Here is an 18,366-nt window from a genome sequence, read left to right as displayed (position 1 = left end):
GCGCTCACGCCGGACCGGCGTCCAGTTCGGCGGAAAGCGCGTCGGATGGGCCCACGCCGGCGTGACGTCGGCGCAGGATCGAAGGGGCCGGCATCCGGCCCGGGCGGCGCTTACTTCAGCTGGTCTGGGGTGTAGTAGCCCGAGTCGACCAGAACCGGCTTCCAGTTGTCCTTGGTCACGATCACCGGCGACAGCAGGTAGGACGGGACGACCTTCTTGCCGTTGTTGTAGGTCTTCGTATCGTTGACCTCGGGCTGCTTGCCGGACTCGATGGCGTCGATCATCGCCACGGTCACCTTCGCGAGTTCCCGGGTATCCTTGAAGATCGTCGCGGTCTGCTCGCCCGCGATGATCGACTTGACCGATTGCAGTTCGGCGTCCTGGCCGCTGACCACGGGCAGCTTCTGATTGCCGGAGCCGTAGCCGACGCTCTTCACCGACGAGATGATGGCCGTCGAGATGCCGTCGTAGGGTGAGAGCACCGCGTCGAGGCGGGCGTTGCCGTAATAGGCGGAGAGCAGGTTATCCATCCGGGCCTGGGCGGTCGCCGGGTCCCAGCGCAGGGTCGAAACCTTGTCCATGCCGAACTGGCCGGAGCGCACGACGAGCTTCTTCGAATCGATGTAAGGATTCAGCACCGACATGGCGCCGTCGTAGAAAAAGTATGCGTTATTGTCGTCGGGCGAGCCTCCGAACAGCTCGATGTTGAACGGGCCCTTGCCATCCTTGAGGCCCAGAGCATCGACGATTGAGGTCGCCTGCTGCACCCCGACCTTGAAGTTGTCGAACGTCGCGTAATAATCGACGTTCGGCGTTCCCTTGATCAGACGATCGTAAGCGATCACCTTCACGCCGCGCTCGGCCGCTTTCGACAGCACGTCACCGAGGGTTGTTCCATCGATCGACGCGACGACCAAGAGCTTAACGCCCTTCGTCAGCATGTTTTCGATTTGGGCAAGCTGGGTCGGGATGTCATCGTCCGCGTATTGCAGGTCCGGCTTGTAGCCCTTCGCCTGGAGCAGCTTCACGATGTTGTTGCCATCATCGATCCAGCGCTGAGACGACTTCGTCGGCATGGCAACCCCGATCGGGTCACCGCCCGCGGCCTGGGCCGACGATAAGGCACTCCCCAGGAGCGCGGCACCGAGGATCAGCTTGCGTAACATCTGCTTGGCGAACATGACTCCCCCTTGTTTATCGTGCGGCAGTACAAGGCTTTTCACGCCTTTTGCCACCGCGTTCCATCACCACCGGTGGAGAATCCGAATCATAATCAATTATGCTTTAAGCATAAATGAGACTTGGATCGACGCTATCCATTTCCAGTAATTGAAATGGATATTGAGAATCTGCCGATGTGCTGAATTCTATTGAGCGCGTATCGCGATCGTTTGCGGAATCACCGCGAAGTCGACGCCGAGGCGGCGGAATTCCTCATCCCATCATGTGAACGGGTTCGACCCCGTCCGTTCTTCGTTGCTGAATTTGTATGAGTTATAGAACGGGACGTCAATCGCGTGTTCGCGGGCAGGCCGCGCCGCTTCCAAGAATGCACAGCGAAGTCGGAGAGGCGGCCGCGGCCGCCGGGCTCAGCCGCGGCCGACGAACGGCATCTTGGTGGCCATGATCGTCATGAACTGCACGTTGGCGTCGAGCGGCAGGCTCGCCATCGTGAGTACGGACTGACCGACATGCGCGGGATCCATCACCGCCTCGGCCCGCAGCGAGCCGTCCGCCTGGGGGACCCCGGCCTTCATCTTGCCGCCCATGGGCGTGTCGGCGTTGCCGATATCGATCTGTCCGCAGGCGATGTCGTAGGCGCGGCCGTCCAGCGAGGTCGCCTTGGTCAGGCCGGTCACCGCGTGCTTGGTCGCCGTGTAGGCGATCGAGTTCGGCCGCGGGGCGTGGGCCGAGATCGAGCCGTTGTTGATGATCCGGCCGCCACGGGGATCCTGATCGCGCATGATCCGGAAGGCGTGCTGGGTGCACAGGAACAGGGCGGTCAGGTTGGTGTCCACCACCTGCCGCCACGTCTCGAGCGGCAGATCCTCCAGGGGCACCGGCGGCGCGCCGATACCAGCATTGTTGAACAGGAGATCGAGGCGGCCCCACTGCGCCCGGGTGCGGGCGAACAGGTTGGCGATCGAATCGGGGTCGGTCACGTCGGTGGGCACCACCAGCGACCGGTCTGCCCCGATCTCGGCCGCCACCTCTTCGAGGGGCGCCGGCCGCCGCCCCGAGAGCACCACGTGCCACCCGGCACCAGCGAGCGCCACGGCGGCGGCCCGGCCGACTCCGGTTCCGGCTCCGGTCACGATTGCGATCCGATTGCCCGCCATGGATGCCTCCCGCTTCTGTCTCACGGCGCTGTACCGGATGGCGACGCCGGCGCGAAGGGACCGGCATGTCAGAGGCGACGCGCGGTTACATGTGCGCCGGGCGGAATCGCGCACAGCGATACGGGCCGCGCATCGGAACCGGACAGCGGCACCCGTATTTCGAGCCCCGTTGTCTTGACCGCGAGAGCTGACGGCCTCCTTTCGGGGCGGGACACTCGAGTAGCGCCCAAGTCAGTCGAAGGCAGGTCAAATCCAGTGGAGAGCGGGCAGAAGCCACGGTGGATGACGGCCGAACGGCCCGAGGCGATCCACGGAGCGGGGCGGGTTTGAGCGCGCCCGAGATCCCGTTCCTGGCCGGGCTCGACCCGGCGGCCGTCGCGGCTGTGCGCGCCCGCATGGTTCCGGTGACCGTGCCTGCCGGCCGGATCCTGTTTGACCAGGGCGCGCCCGGGGATGCGCTTTACGTCCTCGTCTCCGGCGTCGTCGGTGTCTCGGCCCGTGACCATACCGGGATGCCGACCCGGATCGCGCGGCTGCGCCCTCCCGAGATCTTCGGTGAGATGGCGCTGCTGTCCGACGCCCCACGGGCGGCGACGGTGATCGCCCTGCGCGATACGCAGCTTCTGCAGCTCACCCGCGGCGCCTTCGAGGCGGTGATCGCCGAGTATCCGCAGACACTCCTTTACCTGTCCCGCGTCCTCGCCGACCGCCTGCGCCACATCTACGACGGCCACTCGGTGCATCATGCGCCCCGGATCTTCACGATCCTGTCGGTGACGGACGGGCCGGATCCGGCGGATTTCGCCCATCGGCTCGCCGCCGCCTTCGACGCTCTGTTGCCCGGCGAGACCGGCTGCCTGACGGACTGGCCGGACGGCGCCGACGAGGCGTGGTTCCAGGCCTACGAGGCGCGGCATGCGCGCGTGATCTTCGCGGCCCGCGAGATCGATTGCCCGTGGTGCCGGCAGAGCCAGCGACGGGGCGACCATGCGCTGCTGCTGGCCGAGCCCGGAGCCCCGCCGCGACCCGCGGCGGCAGCCTATCTGGAGCGGGTGCGCTCCGACTGGATCCGCATGGACTTCGTCGTCCGGCAGGATCCCGGGGCGCGGCGCCCGAAGCCGCTGCATCCGGCAGTCGCCAAGCTGCCCGCTGCCTTGCGGATCCAGCTCCGCGACGGTGAGCAAGCCGATCTGCACCGGCTCGCCCGGCTCGCCAGCGGCGCGGCCAGGGGCCTCGTGCTCGGCGGCGGTGGCGCCCGCGGGCTCGCCCATCTCGGCGTCCTGAAGGCCCTCGACGAGGTGTCGTGCGCCCCAGATTTCGTCGGCGGGACGAGTATGGGAGCAATCATCGCGGCAAGCGTCGCCATGGGCTGGAGCCTCCCCGAGATCCAGAGTCAGATCGAGGCGTTCTTCGCCACCAGCAACCCGATCAACGACTACACGCTGCCGCTCCACGCCCTGACCCGGGGCGCCAAGGTCGATGCGGGCCTCGCGGCCCGCTACGGCGGCGCACGCATCGAGGATCTGTGGCTGCCGTTCTTCTGCGTCTCCTCGAACCTCACCGCCGGCAACACGATGGTCCACCGCTCCGGCGACCTGACGCAGGCTTTGCGCGCCAGCATCGCGATCCCGGGCCTGCTGCCACCGGTGCTCTGCGACGAGGGCGTGCTGGTCGATGGCGGCATGATGAACAACCTCCCGGCCGACGTCGCCGCCGACCTGGAACGCGGCCCGGTGCTCGCCGTCGATGTCGGCAGCGACCGCGCGTTCCAGGACATGCCCGCGCGCGGCTGGACCGGCCGCCTCGTGCGCAAGCTGATCGGCTCGCCGCTGGCGATGCCGGGCCTCGCGCCGCTGCTGCTGCGCGCCGCCACCGTTTCGAGCGACGCGCAGAGCCTGATGGCGGCGACTCATGCCACGGCGGTGCTCAAACCCCAGCTGTCCGGCATCGACCTGCGGGCATGGTCGCGGTTCCGCGAATCGGCCGAACTCGGCTACCGCGAGACCCGCGCCGGCCTGGAGGACGGCACCCTCGCGCGCTGGCTGGACCCGGTGCGCTGAGATGTCCGCGTGCGGCAGCGCACGGTGACACCGCCTCCCCCTGTAACCCCGGCGGCCCGGCAACGATCTTTCCCACAGGATCGCCATCGGAGTTCAAGACCGTGCCCACCCCCGCCGTACCCACCCCCGCTATGACCGAATCTGCCCGAAACCCGTCCGCCGCCGATCAGTCCCGAGGTTTGCTCGAGGGAGCGGCCTTCGTCCTGCTCTGCCTGTGGACCCGGACCGCGCCGGATCGCCTGCGTGAGCAGCTCTCGCCAGAAGCCGGCGCCTGCGCCACCCTGGGCTTCTGACGGCCAAGCAGGCCGCCCGCTTGAGCGGAGCATCGACGACAATGGATGGTGCGGGTGTGACCTTTCGGCGGATCGCGCTCCCGGAACTCAGCCTGCACGTGGCCGAGGCCGGTCCGGTTGCCGGCGCGCCGACCATCCTGCTGCACGGCTTTCCGGAATTCTGGTACGGCTGGCGCCACCAGATCGGCCCGCTCGCCGCGGCGGGCCTGCGGGTCATCGCGCCGGATCAGCGCGGCTATGGCCTCAGCGACAAGCCGACGGACCTCGCCGCCTATCATCTGGACCGCTTGGCCGGCGACGTGATCGCGCTCGCCGACGCCTATGGTTTCCCGACGGTGCGGCTGGTCGGACACGATTGGGGCGGTCTGGTCGCGTGGTGGGTTGCGAGCCACTACCCGGATCGGATCGAGCGACTGGCGATCCTGAACGCGCCGCATCCCGGCATCGTCGGTGACTATATGCGGCACCATCCGGGCCAGATGCTGCGCAGCTATTACATCGGCCTGTTCCAATTGCCCGGTCTGCCGGAACGCCTGCTCACCGCGGACCGGTGCCGGGCGCTGCGGCGGGCTCTCACCATCACCAGCCGTCCCGGCGCCTTCGCGGCCGCCGATCTCGACCGCTACGTCGAGGCCTGGCGTCAGCCCGGGGCGATGACCGGCATGCTGAACTGGTACCGGGCCCTGGTGCGGCTCCCCCGGGCGAAGCCGCCCCGGGTTCGGGTGCCCACCCTGATCCTCTGGGGCCGGCGGGACACAGCCCTGCAGGCGGGCTTGGCGGAGGCGAGCCTCGCGGTCTGCGACGAAGGACGGATCCGCTGGTATGATCGCGCCAGCCACTGGCTCGCGCACGAGGAGCCGGCCGCGGTGAATGCCGAGCTCATCGCCTTTCTCGCCTGAGCCGTCGCTGTACGCTCCATAAAATTGCACCAATAACGCGATTTCGCGTTACAGTTACTGCAAGTCGAGAGGCCGACAATCCTTAGCACGCAGCAGGCATCGCTTTAATCCCGTCTTTGCCCAAGGTATATTTTGTCGTTTCGAGCACTGAGATGGAACTGTCCGATCGTTACCGGATTGGGGGATGGCTTCTGAAAGCCGATCGGAGATTTGAGACCATGTCGTTTCGCACCCTGCTGACCGCGGGCCTGTTCGCCGGCAGCCTCTTGGCCGGCTCGGCGGCGGCCCACGCTGCCCCCGCGATGCCGCAGCCCGGCCTGGCCGACGGCGGCCTGACCGAGAACGTCGTGATGCATCACCATCATCATCATCGGATGCACCGGCATCACACGACCCGCCATGAGCGCCGGATGCGCCGTCACAACACGATGCGCCACGGCAACCCGAACGCGAAGAACCCCGCCCTCCGGGGCTACCAGCAGAACCTCGGCGGCACCACGAACGGCCCGCGCTACTGAGCGCCATCCACTGCCGCCGCGGCTTCTCCCCAGCCGCGGCGGTGCGCGGCTCCTGATTCGCGAGCTGCGCTCTGCTAAGACGCGCCATGGCCCGAACCGCCGTCCGCCCCGCAGAGCTACCGCCCGCCCCGGGCCTCGATCCAGTCGGCGCTACGCCGATGATGGCGCAGTACATCGAGATCAAGGCCGCCAATCCGGACTGCCTGCTGTTCTACCGGATGGGCGACTTCTACGAGCTGTTCTTCGAGGATGCGGAGATCGCCTCCCGGGCGCTGGGCATTGTGCTGACAAAGCGCGGCAAGCATGCGGGCGGTGAGATCCCGATGTGCGGCGTGCCGGTCGAGCGCTCCGACGACTACCTCAACCGCCTCATCGCCCTCGGGCATCGGGTGGCGGTCTGCGAGCAGACCGAGGATCCCGCCGAGGCCAAGAAGCGCGGCCCGAAATCGGTGGTGCGCCGGGAGGTCGTGCGCCTCGTCACCCCCGGGACGATCACCGAGGACCGTCTGCTCGATCCGGCCCAGGCCAACCTCCTGCTGGCGATCGGACGTCGCAAGACGGGGGAGGGCGCGGTCGCCTACGGGCTTGCCGCGGTCGATATTTCGACCGGCCGCTTCTCCTTGAGCGAAGTTCCGGCCGGCGACCTGATTGGCGCCATTGCCCGCCACGACCCGCGGGAGATCGTGCTGTCGGAGGCGATCCACGCAGATCCGGCGCTGGCGCGGATCTGGCAGGAGAGCCGCGCCGCGATCGTCCCCTTGGCGCAGGCGGAGCTGGAGCCTGCCGCCGCCGAGCGGCGCCTGCGCGAGCAGTACGGCGTCACGACCCTGGAGGGCTTCGGCCAGTTCACCCGCGCCGAAATTGCGGCGGCCGGGGCCGCGCTCCTTTACATCGCGCGCACGCAGCTCGCGGCCCGCCCGACCCTGGCGGTCCCGACCCGGGAGGATGCCGGTGCGACGCTCGCCATCGATGCGGCCACCCGGGCCAATCTCGAACTCACCCGCACCCTGTCGGGGGAGCGAACGGGAAGCCTGCTCGCAACGATCGACCGCACCGTGACAGCCAACGGGGCACGGTTGCTCGCCGAGCACCTCGCGGGCCCGCTGACCGACCTCGAAGCTATCGCCCGGCGGCACGAAGCGGTGGCGCACCTCGCCGAGAACGGCCCCCAACGTGCCGGCCTGCGCGATGCGCTCGCCCGGGCGCCCGACCTCGCCCGCGCCCTGTCGCGCACCGGCCTCGGACGCGCCGGGCCACGGGACCTTGCCGCCATCGGCGCAGGTCTGGCCGTCGCGGCGGATCTTGGTGCACGCCTCTTGGCCACGCCGGACCTGCCCGGGGATCTCGCCCGTCTGGCCGACCATCTGGCGCGAGCCGACGCGGCGTTGATCGCCACGCTGTCGGCCGCGCTCGCCGACGAGCTTCCCCTGAACCGCCGGGACGGCGGATTTGTGCGCGCCGGCTATCACCCTGAGATCGACGAGGCCCGGACGCTCGGCCAGGATTCCCGCAAGGTCATCGCCGCCCTTCAGGCCCGCTACGCCGAGCAGACCGGGTGCCGGACCTTGCGCATCAAGCACAACAACCTGCTCGGCTATTTCATCGAGGTCCCGCAATCCATCGGCGAGGCTTGTCTGAAGGGTCTCCAGAACGAGTTCGTCCATCGTCAGACAATGGTCGACGCCATGCGCTTCACCAGCGTCGAGCTGGGAGGCCTCGAATCCAAGATCTCGGGGGCCTCCGACCGGGCGCTCGGCCTCGAAGCGGCCGTCTTCGACGATCTCGCGGCGCGCGTGCTCGCACAGTCCGAGAGCATCGCGGAGGTGGCGGAGGCGCTGGCCGGTCTCGACGTGGCGGCGAGCCATGCCGAACTGGCGGTCGAGCTCGACTGGCGCCGGCCCGTCGTGGACGATTCCCTGAGCTTCGTCGTGGTCGGCGGGCGCCATCCGGTGGTCGAAGCGGCTTTGCGCCGGGCGGGCGAGCCGTTCATCGCCAACGAATGCGATCTCTCGGGCGACACACGGGGCCGGATCCGGCTGATCACCGGCCCCAACATGGGCGGCAAGTCGACCTTCCTGCGCCAGAACGCGCTGATCGCGGTACTGGCCCAGATGGGGGCCTTCGTGCCGGCCGCGGAGGCGCGGATCGGCCGGATCGACCGGCTGTTTTCCCGGGTCGGCGCGGCAGACGATCTCGCCCGCGGGCAATCGACCTTCATGGTCGAGATGGTCGAGACCGCCGCGATTTTAAATCAGGCCACCCGCCGCTCCCTGGTGATCCTCGACGAGATCGGCCGCGGCACGGCGACCTTCGATGGCCTGTCCATCGCCTGGGCCTGCCTGGAGCATTTGCACGAGGTGAACGCCTGCCGGGCGCTGTTCGCCACGCATTTCCACGAGCTGACCGCGCTGGGCGACCGCCTCGCCCGGCTGGAGAACGCGACACTGAAGGTCGCCGAGCACCGGGACGGCGTCGTGTTCCTACACGAGGTGGTGGCCGGTGTGGCCGAGCGCAGCTATGGATTGCAAGTGGCGCGGCTTGCCGGCCTGCCCGGCAGCGTCGTGGCGCGGGCCGGGGCGATCCTCAAGAGCCTGGAGAAGGCGGAGCGCGGCCGCCCGGCCCGCGCCCGGATCGACGACCTGCCGCTCTTCGCCGCCCTCGCACCACCCCCGCCGCCGGAGCCCCAGCCCGAAGATCCACTCGGGGCGCTCCTCGACGCCATCGATCCGGATGCGTTGACGCCCCGGGAGGCGCTGGACGCGCTCTATCGGCTCAAGCGGGAGCGCGTTGGGCGGGGGTGAGGTGCGGATGTCGAAGGAGGCTCAGACGGCGCCGCGTCTTTTCTTCACCCTCTCCGGGCTTGCGGATTAAGCCATCAGGACCGGTCACCCCGGTTCAAAATCGAGCGCAAGTCCCCCTTTCCCGGTTGGGAGAGGGACGGGGTGAGGGTCGCGAAGTCGCAAAACGACGCGCGCCCTGTCGGCGCATCGATTTCTTGCCTTATCCTGCGAGTTCTCGCCCCTCACCCCAACCCTCTCCCGCACGGGAGAGGGGGCCTGTCGCGCTCTGCCGCCAGCGTCGATGTCCGTGAGAGATGCGTGAAAAGCACGGCCTTCGCTGAGGATAAGAGGATGGCCTGCCATAAACCCAGAAAACCTCACCCTGGCGCCGGCAAAAATCCGTCCGGGCAGACCTCTCCGCTCCGGCCGGCGCGCCGTTCCGCCACGTAGTCGAGGGTACTGGCCACCACCCGCTCGGAATACGGCTTGGCGATCACCCCGATGGCGCCCGCGAAATCCGTCGGAATCCGCTTCGCGTTGGCCGTCATGAACACCACGGTGGTGCGCCGGTCCTCCGAGAGCGCACGAGCGACATCGACTCCGGTCGGGCCGTCAACGAGATGAATATCCACCAGGGCGACGTCGGGCGCCATGGAGCGGCCGAGCGCGATCGCCTCGGCAGAGGTTCCAGCGATGCCCACCGTGACATGCCCGAGATCGTCCAGCAGGCACTCGAGCTCCAGGGCGATCAGTGCCTCGTCCTCGACCACGAGGATACGAAGCGCGGCCCCGGCGTTTCCGGTCCCCATCCCGTCTCCGTGCTCCGACGCCTCGATCGCACACGCTTCGGCGAGCGTGGAGTGTTGGCGCCGAATACTCAAGACGCCGTCTGCAGCGGGATGTCGATCTCGACGGTTGTGCCCGGCACGGCATCCATCCAGGCGATGGTTCCACGCATCTGCCGCACCACCATTTCCACGAGATTGCGCCCGAAACCCGCCGGGTTCGGCGGCGCCGCCGCGAGGCCGACCCCGTCGTCCCGAATCGTCAGATGCATCCCTCGCTCGGTCCGCTTCGCGGCGATCGACACCCGTCCCTCTCGTGCGTCCGGGAAGGCATGGCGCAGGGCGTTAGCGGTGAGTTCGTGGATCAGCAGAGCCAGCGGCGCCGCCATCGCGGCCGCCACCGAGATCGACTCCACGTCGGCCTCGATCCGATGCCGCTCAGGGTCGAGGCCCGCATTCATGTCGGACAGGAATTCGGACGCGAACTCGCCGAGATTGAAATGGGCGCAGTCCCCCTCCGAGTAGAGCAGCCGGTGCGCCGTCGACAGCGCCCCGATGCGCTCCGCCATGCCCTGGAGCGCGTCGCGCGCCTCGCCCTCCGGCGTGCGGCGGGCCTTCAGAAGCATCAGTGAGGAGATCACCTGAAGATTGTTCTTCACCCGGTGATCGACCTCGTGCAGCAGCGCGGTCTTCTGCTCCAGCGCAGCGGTCAGGGCGTGCGTGCGGGCATCGACGAGACGCTCGAGCTCGTCGTTGGTGCCCCGCATCGTGTCTTCGAGCTGGTGGGTGGGGGTCATGTCCGCCTGGGCGGCATAGTAGAACGCCACACCCTGCGCGTCGCTCACCGGCGTGATCGTCATGGCGTTCCAGAACGCCGTGCCATTCTTCCGGTAATTGAGCAGCTCGACGGAAATCGGCTCGGCCGCCTCGACGGCCGCGCGAATCCGCTCAACCGTTGCCCGATCGGTGCCCGGCCCCTGGAGCATGCGGCAATTGCGCCCGACGACCTCCGTCGCGTCGTAGCCAGTGGCCTGGAGGAAAGCATCGTTGGCCCAGGCGACCGGGTTATCGGGTGCGCGGGCGTCGGTGATCACCATCGGCGACAGGCTGCGTGCGAAAGCATCGACCAGCATCGCGGGTGGCGGAGTGGGCTCCGATCGGGCACTCACCGCATCATTCCACACTGTGTAACGCGACGCGTCCGTCCCATAGCTCCCAGCCCCGATCCACGGTGCATGGAGATTGCGTTAACCAAGCTTCGATCAAGATCGAGGCGACCTGCATCACAATCCAGCGAGCATCACCGCGGCGCACAGTTGCCACGATTTCGCGGGATCAAGGCCATGAAGGCTCAGGAGTTCCATGCCATGGGCAACCAGCCACAGGCTATGCGCCGCTTCCGTCTCCGCGACATCGTGGAGGATCGGCGCATTATCCTGATGCTCGCGCTCGGATTCTCATCGGGCCTGCCGCTGCTGCTGGTGCTGGGGACCTTCACGCTCCGGCTCGCCTTCTCGGACATCGACGTGCGCGCCATCGGGCTCTTCAGCTACGTGGCGCTGCCCTACTCGCTGAAGTTCCTCTGGGCGCCGGCGATCGACCGCCTAAACGTACCGGTCCTGGGCGCGCGGCTGGGTCGCCGCCGGGCCTGGATGGTGACGACGCAGGCCGCCGTCGCGATTTGCCTCGTCCTGATGGCCTTCTCCGATCCGAAGACCAACCTCGCGCTGCTCGGGTTCGGGGCCTTCCTGGTCGCGTTCTGCGCGGCGAGCCAGGACGTGGTCATCGACGGCTGGCGCATCGACGCCGCCGGCAGCGACTTCCAGGGCATCCTGGCGGCGACATCGAACCTCGGCTACCGCCTCGGGCTGATCACCGCGGGCGCCGGCGCGCTGTTCATCGCCGCGTCCGGGGGCTGGACGCTGGCCTACCTGATCATGGCCGCGCTCATGCTGGTCGGCATGGGGGCCGCTCTGCTGGCGCCCGCCTTCGATGCCCACCGGGCGACCGTGGCCAACACGCCCGGCCATTCGCGGCTCTGGTCGATGCGCCGTGCCGTGCTGGAACCGCTGATCGAGCTGCACGGCCGCTTCGGGAACGCCCTGTGGGGCATCCTGCTGCTCGTGGCGCTATTCCGCCTGCCGGACTTCCTCTCGGGGGTGATGGCGAGCCCGCTCTACCGGACGCTCGGTTTCGACCTCAAGGAAATCGCGACCGTCACCAAGCTCTACGGCATCTGGGTCGGAATCGCGGGCGGCTTCGCGGGGGGCTGGGCGCTCGCGCGGCTCGGCCTGTTCCCGACGCTGCTGCTAGGCGCCTTCCTGGCGGCCGCCTCGCACCTCGCCTTCGCGTGGCTCTCGGCCGGCGCCCCGGAGCTCTGGCGCTTGACGGTGGCCATCTCGATCGAGAACTTCTGCGGCTCCTTCGCGGGCATCGTGCTCATCGCCTTCATGTCGAGTCTCACCAGCCCGGCCTACGCGGCAACGCAATACGCGCTGTTCTCCTCGCTCTACGCGCTGCCCGGCAAGCTGATCGCGGGGGCCTCGGGCTTCATCGTCGCGGCCATCGGCTACCCGGCCTTCTTCGTGCTGACATCGCTGGTCGGCATTCCGGTGCTGGCACTGTGCCTCGCCGTCGGTCGTCGCAGCGGCAGAACGGCCGCGGAGGCTCCGTTAGCACCGGGGCCGAACGCGGTGGGGAACCGCGCGACGGGCGCAGAACTTCCTTCCACGGCGCGCGCCCCGGGGGCCGTGTGACCGGAACAGATCCAGGGATCCTTGGATGACCACGACCGATATTTCCCGCGCCGATACGACGCTGCCGACGGTGACCGGCGAGACGATGCTGAGCGAGGCGGATCTCGCCGCCCTGCGCCGGGCCGTGCAGGCCCTGGAACGGCCGAGCCTCGCCGCCCGCCTTTCCGCAGCCGCCGGGGCGCCGCTGGACATCATCGGACGCTCGCTGCCGGCACCCGTAACCGAGGTGGTGAGCCGCAGCACCGAGGCCGCCATGCGCGGCGCCCTCCGGGTCGCGCTGGCGACGCTGCCCCGCACGGAACTCGCGCCGGCGACTGGGGGCGAGACACTCGGGACGGCGACCGCCAAGGCCGAGAGTCGGATCACGCGGCTCCTCGGTTCGGGCGACGCCAAGCACAAGGCCTATGCCGCGCTGTCCGGCGCCATCGGCGGCGCGTTCGGCCTCTCGACCCTGGCGGTCGAACTGCCGGTCTCGACAACGCTGATGCTCCGCTCGATCGCCGAGATCGCCCGTGAGGCGGGCGAGGATCTGGAAACGCCCGAAGGCGCGCTGGCCTGCGTGCAGGTCTTCGCCCTGGGCGGCCGGGCGCCGGCGGTCACGGAGGCGGGTTCGGCGCTCACCGAGAGCGGCTACTTCGCGGTCCGCGCAGCCCTGGCCAAGACCCTGGCGGAGGCCGCGCGCTACGCCGGCAGCAAGACCCTTCTCGACCAGTCGGCCCCCGCGCTGATCCGCTTCACCGCGCAGATCGCGGCCCGCTTCGGCATCGTCGTATCGCAGAAAGTTGCCGCGCAGGCGGTGCCGATCCTCGGGGCGTTCGGCGGGGCAGCGGTCAACACCGCCTTCATGAACCACTTTCAGGCCACGGCGCGGGCCCACTTCACCGTCCGCCGCCTGGAGCGCGCCTACGGGCCGGATGTCGTGCGGGCCGCCTACGAGGTCGAGAAGGCGGCGCTGGGAACCAGTTGATAAGTCGGCTCATCATCGTCCAGGATCGGCTCATTCCGCATTACGCGGATGAGCGGAGCGGGTCGTGATCGGCAACGGTGAGATGGTGGCGCGGCTGGCGCTGGCGGCCCTGTTCGGCAGCGTGATTGGCCTCGAACGCGAGCGGCTGCTCTGGGCGGCAGGCCTGCGGACCCACATGCTGGTCTGCGTCGGCTCCTGCCTGATCATGCTGGTCTCGGCCTTCGGCTTCGGCGACGTGCTGGGCACCGAGCATGTCGTGCTCGATCCGTCCCGTATCGCGGCCCAGGTCGTGTCGGGGATCGGCTTCCTGGGGGCGGGGACGATCCTGCTGCGCGGCGAGGTGGTGAAGGGGCTCACCACGGCGGCGAGCCTCTGGGGCGTGGCCGCGATCGGCCTCGCGATCGGCAGCGGGCTCTACGTGCCGGCCATCGCCACGACGGCGCTGATCGTCGGCATCCTGGCCGGTGTGAAGCCGTTCGAGGAGCGATGGCGCGACCGGATGCGGGCGCGGACGCTCCGGCTGACTGCACGCGCGGGCAGGTTGTCGATCGACACCCTTCAGATGGCGACGGGCGAGCGCACCTCCCGGGTGCGGACCTTCACGGTCCGCCCCAGCGCGAACCCGGATTTCGACGACGTTACGGTCACTTTCGTGCGACTTTCGCGGACGAGCGTCGCGGCGATCGCCGAGAAGCTCCGGGCCATGCCGGACGTGACTGCGGTGGAGGACGCGTCCGAATAGACTGGGCCCAGCCTCACGCAGCCCCGGCCATCTCGCCGTCGAGGAACAGACGGTAGGCCGGGTTCTCGGTCTCGTCGGTGGCCGGGTATCCTAGCGCCTCGATGACCGCATCGAACCGCGCCCGCTCGCCCGGGGGGACTGCGATGCCGGCCAGCACGCGGCCATAATCCGCACCGTGATTGCGGTAGTGGAACAGCGTGATGTCGAAGTCGGGCCCCAGCACGTCGAGGAACTTCATCAGCGCGCCGGGCCGCTCCGGGAACTGGAAGCGGAACAGCCGCTCGTGCGCGACGCCAACGGCCCGGCCGCCCACCATGTAGCGGACATGGACCTTGGCCATCTCGTTGTCGCTCATGTCGAGGACGCGGTAGCCGGCCTCGCGCAGGGAGCCGATCAGCGCCTGCTTCTCGTGCCTGCCGCCGGTGACGTTGATACCAACGAAGATCTGCGCCTCGGCACCCGGAGCGTGGCGATAGTTGAACTCGGTGACGGCGCGCGGCCCCAGGGCATTGATGAAGGCCCGGTAAGCGCCGGGCCGCTCGGGGATCGTGACGCCGATCAAAACCTCCCGCTGCTCGCCGATCTCCGCCCGCTCGGCGATGTGGCGCAGACGGTCGAAGTTGAGATTGGCCCCCGACGAGATGGCGATCAGCGTTCCGTCGCCGCCCTCGCGCTCGGCATAGAGCTTGGCGCCGGCGAGGCTCAGCGCGCCGGAGGGCTCCGACACCGCGCGGGTATCGTCGAAGATGTCCTTGACGGCCGCGCACATGGCGTCGGTATCGACCGTGATGACCTCGTCGAGGTGCTCGCGGCAGAGCCGGAAGGTCTCCTCGCCGGCCTGCCGCACGGCGACGCCGTCGGCGAACAGCCCGACCGTGGGCAGGCTGACCCGGGTCCCGGCGGCCAGCGCTGCGGCCATACAGGCGGCGTCCTCCGGCTCGACGCCGATCACCTTGGTGCCCGGGCGCAGGTACTTCACAAAGGTGGCGATGCCGGCGGCGAGCCCGCCGCCGCCCACCGGCACGAAGATCGCCTCGATCGGTCCGGTATGCTGCTCCAGGATCTCCTTGCCGATCGTGCCCTGGCCGGCGATCACCTCCGGATCGTCGAAGGGGTGCAGGAAGGTCAGGCCCTGCTCGGCTTCGAGGATCTTGGCCTGGGTCAGCGCCTCGTCGAAGGCGTCGCCATGCAGCACCACCTCGGCACCCCGGGCTCGGCAGGCATCGACCTTGATCGACGGCGTGGTGCGCGGCATCACGATCACGGCCCGCGCCCCGAGCTTTGCGGCGGCGAGCGCGACGCCCTGAGCGTGGTTGCCCGCCGAGGCACAGACAACGCCGCGGGCGATCTGCTCGGGGCTCAGGCCCGACATCTTGTTGTAGGCGCCGCGGAGCTTGAACGAGAAGACCGGCTGCAGATCCTCGCGCTTCAGCAGCACCGGTCGACCGAGCCGCTTCGTGATACGCGGCATCGGATCGAGTGGGCTCTCGATCGCCACGTCGTAGACGCGGGCGGTGAGGATCTTGCGGATGTAGTCCGTCACGGGGCGGGATCTCAGGCGATGCACTTGGATAGGTCCGGCAGATAGACCCTCACAGTCAGAGAAGCGAGCACCTGACAGGCAGGGCAGATCAGCCCAGCCGTTCGACCAGCGCGGCCACCCACACCAGCAGCGCCGCCACCTGCGCCATGAAGGTCCCGGCCGAAGCGAGGTCCTTCACCCGGCCGATCATCGGATGGTGGCTCGGATGGACGTGGTCGCAGAGCTTCTCGACGGCGGTGTTGAGGAACTCGGCGGCCAGCATCAGCAGCAGGCTCACCATCAGGGCAACACGCACCCAAAGGGTCGCGCCGAGTAGCAACGCCACCGGCACGCCCACCGCCAGCAATACCAGTTCCTGTCGGACCGCCCGCTCGGTGCGCGCGCCATGGCGCAGGCCGCGCCAGGAGTTGAGGAAGGCCAGGACCAGGGCGTTCATCGGGCCGCGCCCTCCGGCACGGACCGGCTGATCCACTTGGCGAGCAGCGGTCCGGTGAGCAAAACCACGAACAACCGCAGGGTCTGGACCGCCAGCACGAAGGAGACGTCGGCCTTCGAGCCGACCGCGATGATCGCGACCGAGTCGAGCCCCCCCGGGCTCGTGGCGAGCACGGCGGTCAGCAGGTCGATCGGCAGCAGCAGGGTCAGCCCCCAGCCCCAGGCCGCGCAGAGCGCGATCACCGAGAAGGTCGCCACCAGGATCCCCGGCAGCGCCGTGATGGTGAGGCGCAGGGTCTCGCGGGTGAAGCGCAGGCCGACATAGATGCCGATGCAGGCATAGGCGAGTTCGAGGATCGGCACCGGCAGGGCCATCCGAACGAGGCCGGTGGCGTGGAGGAGGCTTCCCAGCACCATCGGACCGATCTGAGCACCGGCCGGCACCCGCAGCGCCAGCGCCGCGCCGGCACCGATCACCGCCACCGCGAGGGTGGCCAGCAGGGAGAGCGGCTCAACCGCCTCGGCACCGGCGGAGGCACCCGCTGCGGCCGGGTTTTCCATGAGAAACCGGGCGGCCAGCGAGGCCGAGAACACCACGGCGGCTACGCGCACATACTGCATGAAGGCCACGAGCCGTGGATCCGCACCGAAATCCTCGGCCATCGCCACCATCGCGGAGGCGCCGCCCGGCGAGGAGCCCCAGGCCGCGGTGGTACCGGGCAGCACCCGCAGGCGCGTCAGGACCAAGCCGACGACGCCGCTGACCGCCACCGTTACGAGCACGACGGCGACGATAAGCGGGCCATCCTCCAGCAGGGTCTGGGCGATCTGCCCGGTGACGGCGTGGGCAACGAGGCAGCCGATCATCGCCTGCGCGGCGTTGAAGGCGGGCCGCGCCACGTGGAGCCGCGATCCGCCGACGCCGAACGCAATCGCTGCGATCATCGGTCCGAGCAGCAAAGCCGCCGGAAAATGCGCGCGCATCAGCCCGTACGAGATGGCCGCGGACGCGGCGATGAGGGCGGCCCAGAGGCCGATGGAGCGAAGGGAGGGCAAGGCGATCGGAGGGGCGGGGCCCGGACGGACGGTCAGGCGTCCTCCGCGCGCTACACGGCAATATTGGCCCTGTCACGGCAAAGATTGAGCATCGCGGCCCCGCGCGGATGTCAGGGCTCACGCCTCCGAGGCTGCGCGCGGCGCTCAGATCCGTGGAGTCATATCGCGACAGGCCGCCGTACCGGGCGGCGCGTGGGCCCGGAAGAAGGCCGCCAAGCTCGACAGGCCGGGCGCACGGGGATCGCTGGTACGCCAGACGAGGGCGATGGTCCGGCCGGGACCGTCGAGGTCGAACGCCCGCGTGACGATCAGCCCGCTCGGGTCGGGCCCGGCCGGCACCGCCAAAGCGGGGAGCAAGGTGTACCCGGCTCCGGCCGCCACCATGGAGCGCAAGGTTTCCAGGCTCGTCGCGTGGCGGCCGATCGAGGAGCCGGCGCCACAGGCCGCGATCGCCTGATCGCGCAAGCAGTTGCCCTCGTCGAGGAGCAGGAGGTCCGGCCCCGCGATCTCGGTGGCCGACAGGGCGCCGCCGCGGGCGAGGGCGTGCTCGGCCGGGCAGGCGAGCCAGAACGGCTCGATGAACAGGGGCGACGCGGTCAACCCGTGCTGGGGTACCGGCAGCGAAACCAGGGCCGCATCGATCCGCCCGTCTCGCAGGCCCTCGACGATGTCGGCTGTGCGGGATTCCCGCAGCGACAGGGTCAGCAGCGGATATTCCTCGCGCAGCGGCCGCAGCACCAGCGGAAAGAGATAGGGACCGAGGGTCTGAATCGCGGCGAGGATCAGGCGCCCGGTGAGCGGCGAGCCGCGTCCCTCGCTGGCGAAGGCGAGCAGGCGCTGCGCCTCGACCAGGACGACGCGCGCCTGCCGCACGATCACCTGACCTGCTTCCGTCAGAAGGATCCGGCGCTTCGAGCGTTCGAACAAAACCACGCCAAGGGCGGTTTCCAATTTGCGGATCTGCACGCTCAGCGTCGGCTGGCTGATGTTACAGCGCTCCGCCGCCCGGCTGAAATGGCCCTCGTCGGCGACGGCGATGACGTATTCCAGATCGCGCAGGGACAGGCCCGAGAGATTCATAGACCCTATCTATCACAGCGTTTGTGACGATGCATTTGCTTCGGGGTCACGGCAGGGTCATAACCAATCACGAGAACGGTTCCAGGTTGTCCCCGGTGTCAGCCGCGAGCCTT

The 18,366-nt window shown here is 68.8% G+C and carries 16 protein-coding genes; 8 read left to right on the top strand and 8 right to left on the bottom strand.

The window, feature by feature from the left end; genetic code table 11:
* Positions 1-110: 110 nt before the first annotated feature.
* Complete coding sequence (chvE, locus tag MKK84_RS04795) at positions 111-1,166, bottom strand: multiple monosaccharide ABC transporter substrate-binding protein (RefSeq protein WP_243917234.1); 1,056 nt, start codon at positions 1,164-1,166, stop codon at positions 111-113.
* 423 nt (positions 1,167-1,589) lie between these two features.
* Positions 1,590-2,339 carry an SDR family oxidoreductase gene (locus tag MKK84_RS04790; RefSeq protein ID WP_243916977.1) on the bottom strand — a complete coding sequence of 250 codons (750 nt, stop codon included), beginning with the start codon at positions 2,337-2,339 and terminating at the stop codon, positions 1,590-1,592.
* 326 nt (positions 2,340-2,665) lie between these two features.
* On the opposite strand from MKK84_RS04790, the gene MKK84_RS04785 reads away from it, so the two are divergent.
* The 5 genes from MKK84_RS04785 to mutS all read left to right on the top strand — a co-directional run bounded on the left by MKK84_RS04785 (position 2,666) and on the right by mutS (position 8,910).
* Positions 2,666-4,399, top strand: coding sequence for a patatin-like phospholipase family protein (locus MKK84_RS04785; RefSeq protein WP_243916975.1), 1,734 nt, complete (start codon positions 2,666-2,668; stop codon positions 4,397-4,399).
* A gap of 101 nt (positions 4,400-4,500) precedes the next feature.
* Positions 4,501-4,692, top strand: a complete 192-nt coding sequence (locus MKK84_RS04780; RefSeq protein WP_243916974.1) for a hypothetical protein — start codon at positions 4,501-4,503, stop codon at positions 4,690-4,692.
* Between the two features lie 41 nt (positions 4,693-4,733).
* The gene (locus tag MKK84_RS04775; RefSeq protein WP_243916972.1) at positions 4,734-5,591 is read left to right on the top strand and encodes an alpha/beta fold hydrolase; all 858 of its coding nucleotides are present in this window, start codon (positions 4,734-4,736) and stop codon (positions 5,589-5,591) included.
* Between the two features lie 218 nt (positions 5,592-5,809).
* Positions 5,810-6,109: a hypothetical protein gene (locus tag MKK84_RS04770; RefSeq protein WP_243916961.1), complete on the top strand. Its 300-nt coding sequence runs from the start codon at positions 5,810-5,812 to the stop codon at positions 6,107-6,109.
* An 86-nt stretch (positions 6,110-6,195) separates the two neighbouring features.
* Positions 6,196-8,910: a DNA mismatch repair protein MutS gene (gene mutS / locus MKK84_RS04765; protein ID WP_243916959.1), complete on the top strand. Its 2,715-nt coding sequence runs from the start codon at positions 6,196-6,198 to the stop codon at positions 8,908-8,910.
* Positions 8,911-9,266: 356 nt separating this feature from the next.
* Here the strand turns inward: mutS and MKK84_RS04760 are convergent, their stop codons facing one another.
* Both MKK84_RS04760 and MKK84_RS04755 read right to left on the bottom strand, forming a co-directional pair.
* Positions 9,267-9,698, bottom strand: a complete 432-nt coding sequence (locus MKK84_RS04760; protein WP_243916951.1) for a response regulator — start codon at positions 9,696-9,698, stop codon at positions 9,267-9,269.
* A 68-nt stretch (positions 9,699-9,766) separates the two neighbouring features.
* On the bottom strand, positions 9,767-10,807 hold the full coding sequence (locus MKK84_RS04755; RefSeq protein WP_243917232.1) for a histidine kinase dimerization/phosphoacceptor domain -containing protein: 1,041 nt from the start codon (positions 10,805-10,807) through the stop codon (positions 9,767-9,769).
* Between the two features lie 234 nt (positions 10,808-11,041).
* Between MKK84_RS04755 and MKK84_RS04750 the strand changes: the two genes are divergently transcribed.
* The 3 genes from MKK84_RS04750 to MKK84_RS04740 all read left to right on the top strand — a co-directional run bounded on the left by MKK84_RS04750 (position 11,042) and on the right by MKK84_RS04740 (position 14,139).
* Positions 11,042-12,430 carry an AmpG family muropeptide MFS transporter gene (locus MKK84_RS04750; protein ID WP_243917230.1) on the top strand — a complete coding sequence of 463 codons (1,389 nt, stop codon included), beginning with the start codon at positions 11,042-11,044 and terminating at the stop codon, positions 12,428-12,430.
* Positions 12,431-12,515: 85 nt separating this feature from the next.
* Positions 12,516-13,397: an EcsC family protein gene (locus MKK84_RS04745; protein WP_409566444.1), complete on the top strand. Its 882-nt coding sequence runs from the start codon at positions 12,516-12,518 to the stop codon at positions 13,395-13,397.
* An 82-nt stretch (positions 13,398-13,479) separates the two neighbouring features.
* The gene (locus MKK84_RS04740; protein WP_243917228.1) at positions 13,480-14,139 is read left to right on the top strand and encodes an MgtC/SapB family protein; all 660 of its coding nucleotides are present in this window, start codon (positions 13,480-13,482) and stop codon (positions 14,137-14,139) included.
* Between the two features lie 13 nt (positions 14,140-14,152).
* On the opposite strand, the gene ilvA is transcribed toward MKK84_RS04740, so the two are convergent.
* The 4 genes from ilvA to MKK84_RS04720 all read right to left on the bottom strand — a co-directional run bounded on the left by ilvA (position 14,153) and on the right by MKK84_RS04720 (position 18,253).
* Entirely contained in the window at positions 14,153-15,682 is a 1,530-nt protein-coding gene (gene ilvA / locus MKK84_RS04735; RefSeq protein ID WP_243916947.1) for a threonine ammonia-lyase, biosynthetic, read from the bottom strand.
* Between the two features lie 88 nt (positions 15,683-15,770).
* Positions 15,771-16,118, bottom strand: coding sequence for a diacylglycerol kinase (locus MKK84_RS04730; protein ID WP_243916940.1), 348 nt, complete (start codon positions 16,116-16,118; stop codon positions 15,771-15,773).
* Positions 16,115-17,173 carry an AbrB family transcriptional regulator gene (locus tag MKK84_RS04725; protein ID WP_243916938.1) on the bottom strand — a complete coding sequence of 353 codons (1,059 nt, stop codon included), beginning with the start codon at positions 17,171-17,173 and terminating at the stop codon, positions 16,115-16,117. Before MKK84_RS04725 ends, MKK84_RS04730 begins: the two co-directional genes overlap by 4 nt.
* 144 nt (positions 17,174-17,317) lie before the next feature.
* Entirely contained in the window at positions 17,318-18,253 is a 936-nt protein-coding gene (locus MKK84_RS04720) for a LysR substrate-binding domain-containing protein (RefSeq protein WP_243916936.1), read from the bottom strand.
* Positions 18,254-18,366 lie beyond the last annotated feature (113 nt).

This window comes from Methylobacterium sp. E-065 (assembly GCF_022829605.1).
GTDB lineage: Bacteria > Pseudomonadota > Alphaproteobacteria > Rhizobiales > Beijerinckiaceae > Methylobacterium.
The sequence above is the reverse complement of the archived record's forward strand: the minus strand, read 5'-3'. Positions and strand labels throughout refer to the sequence as shown.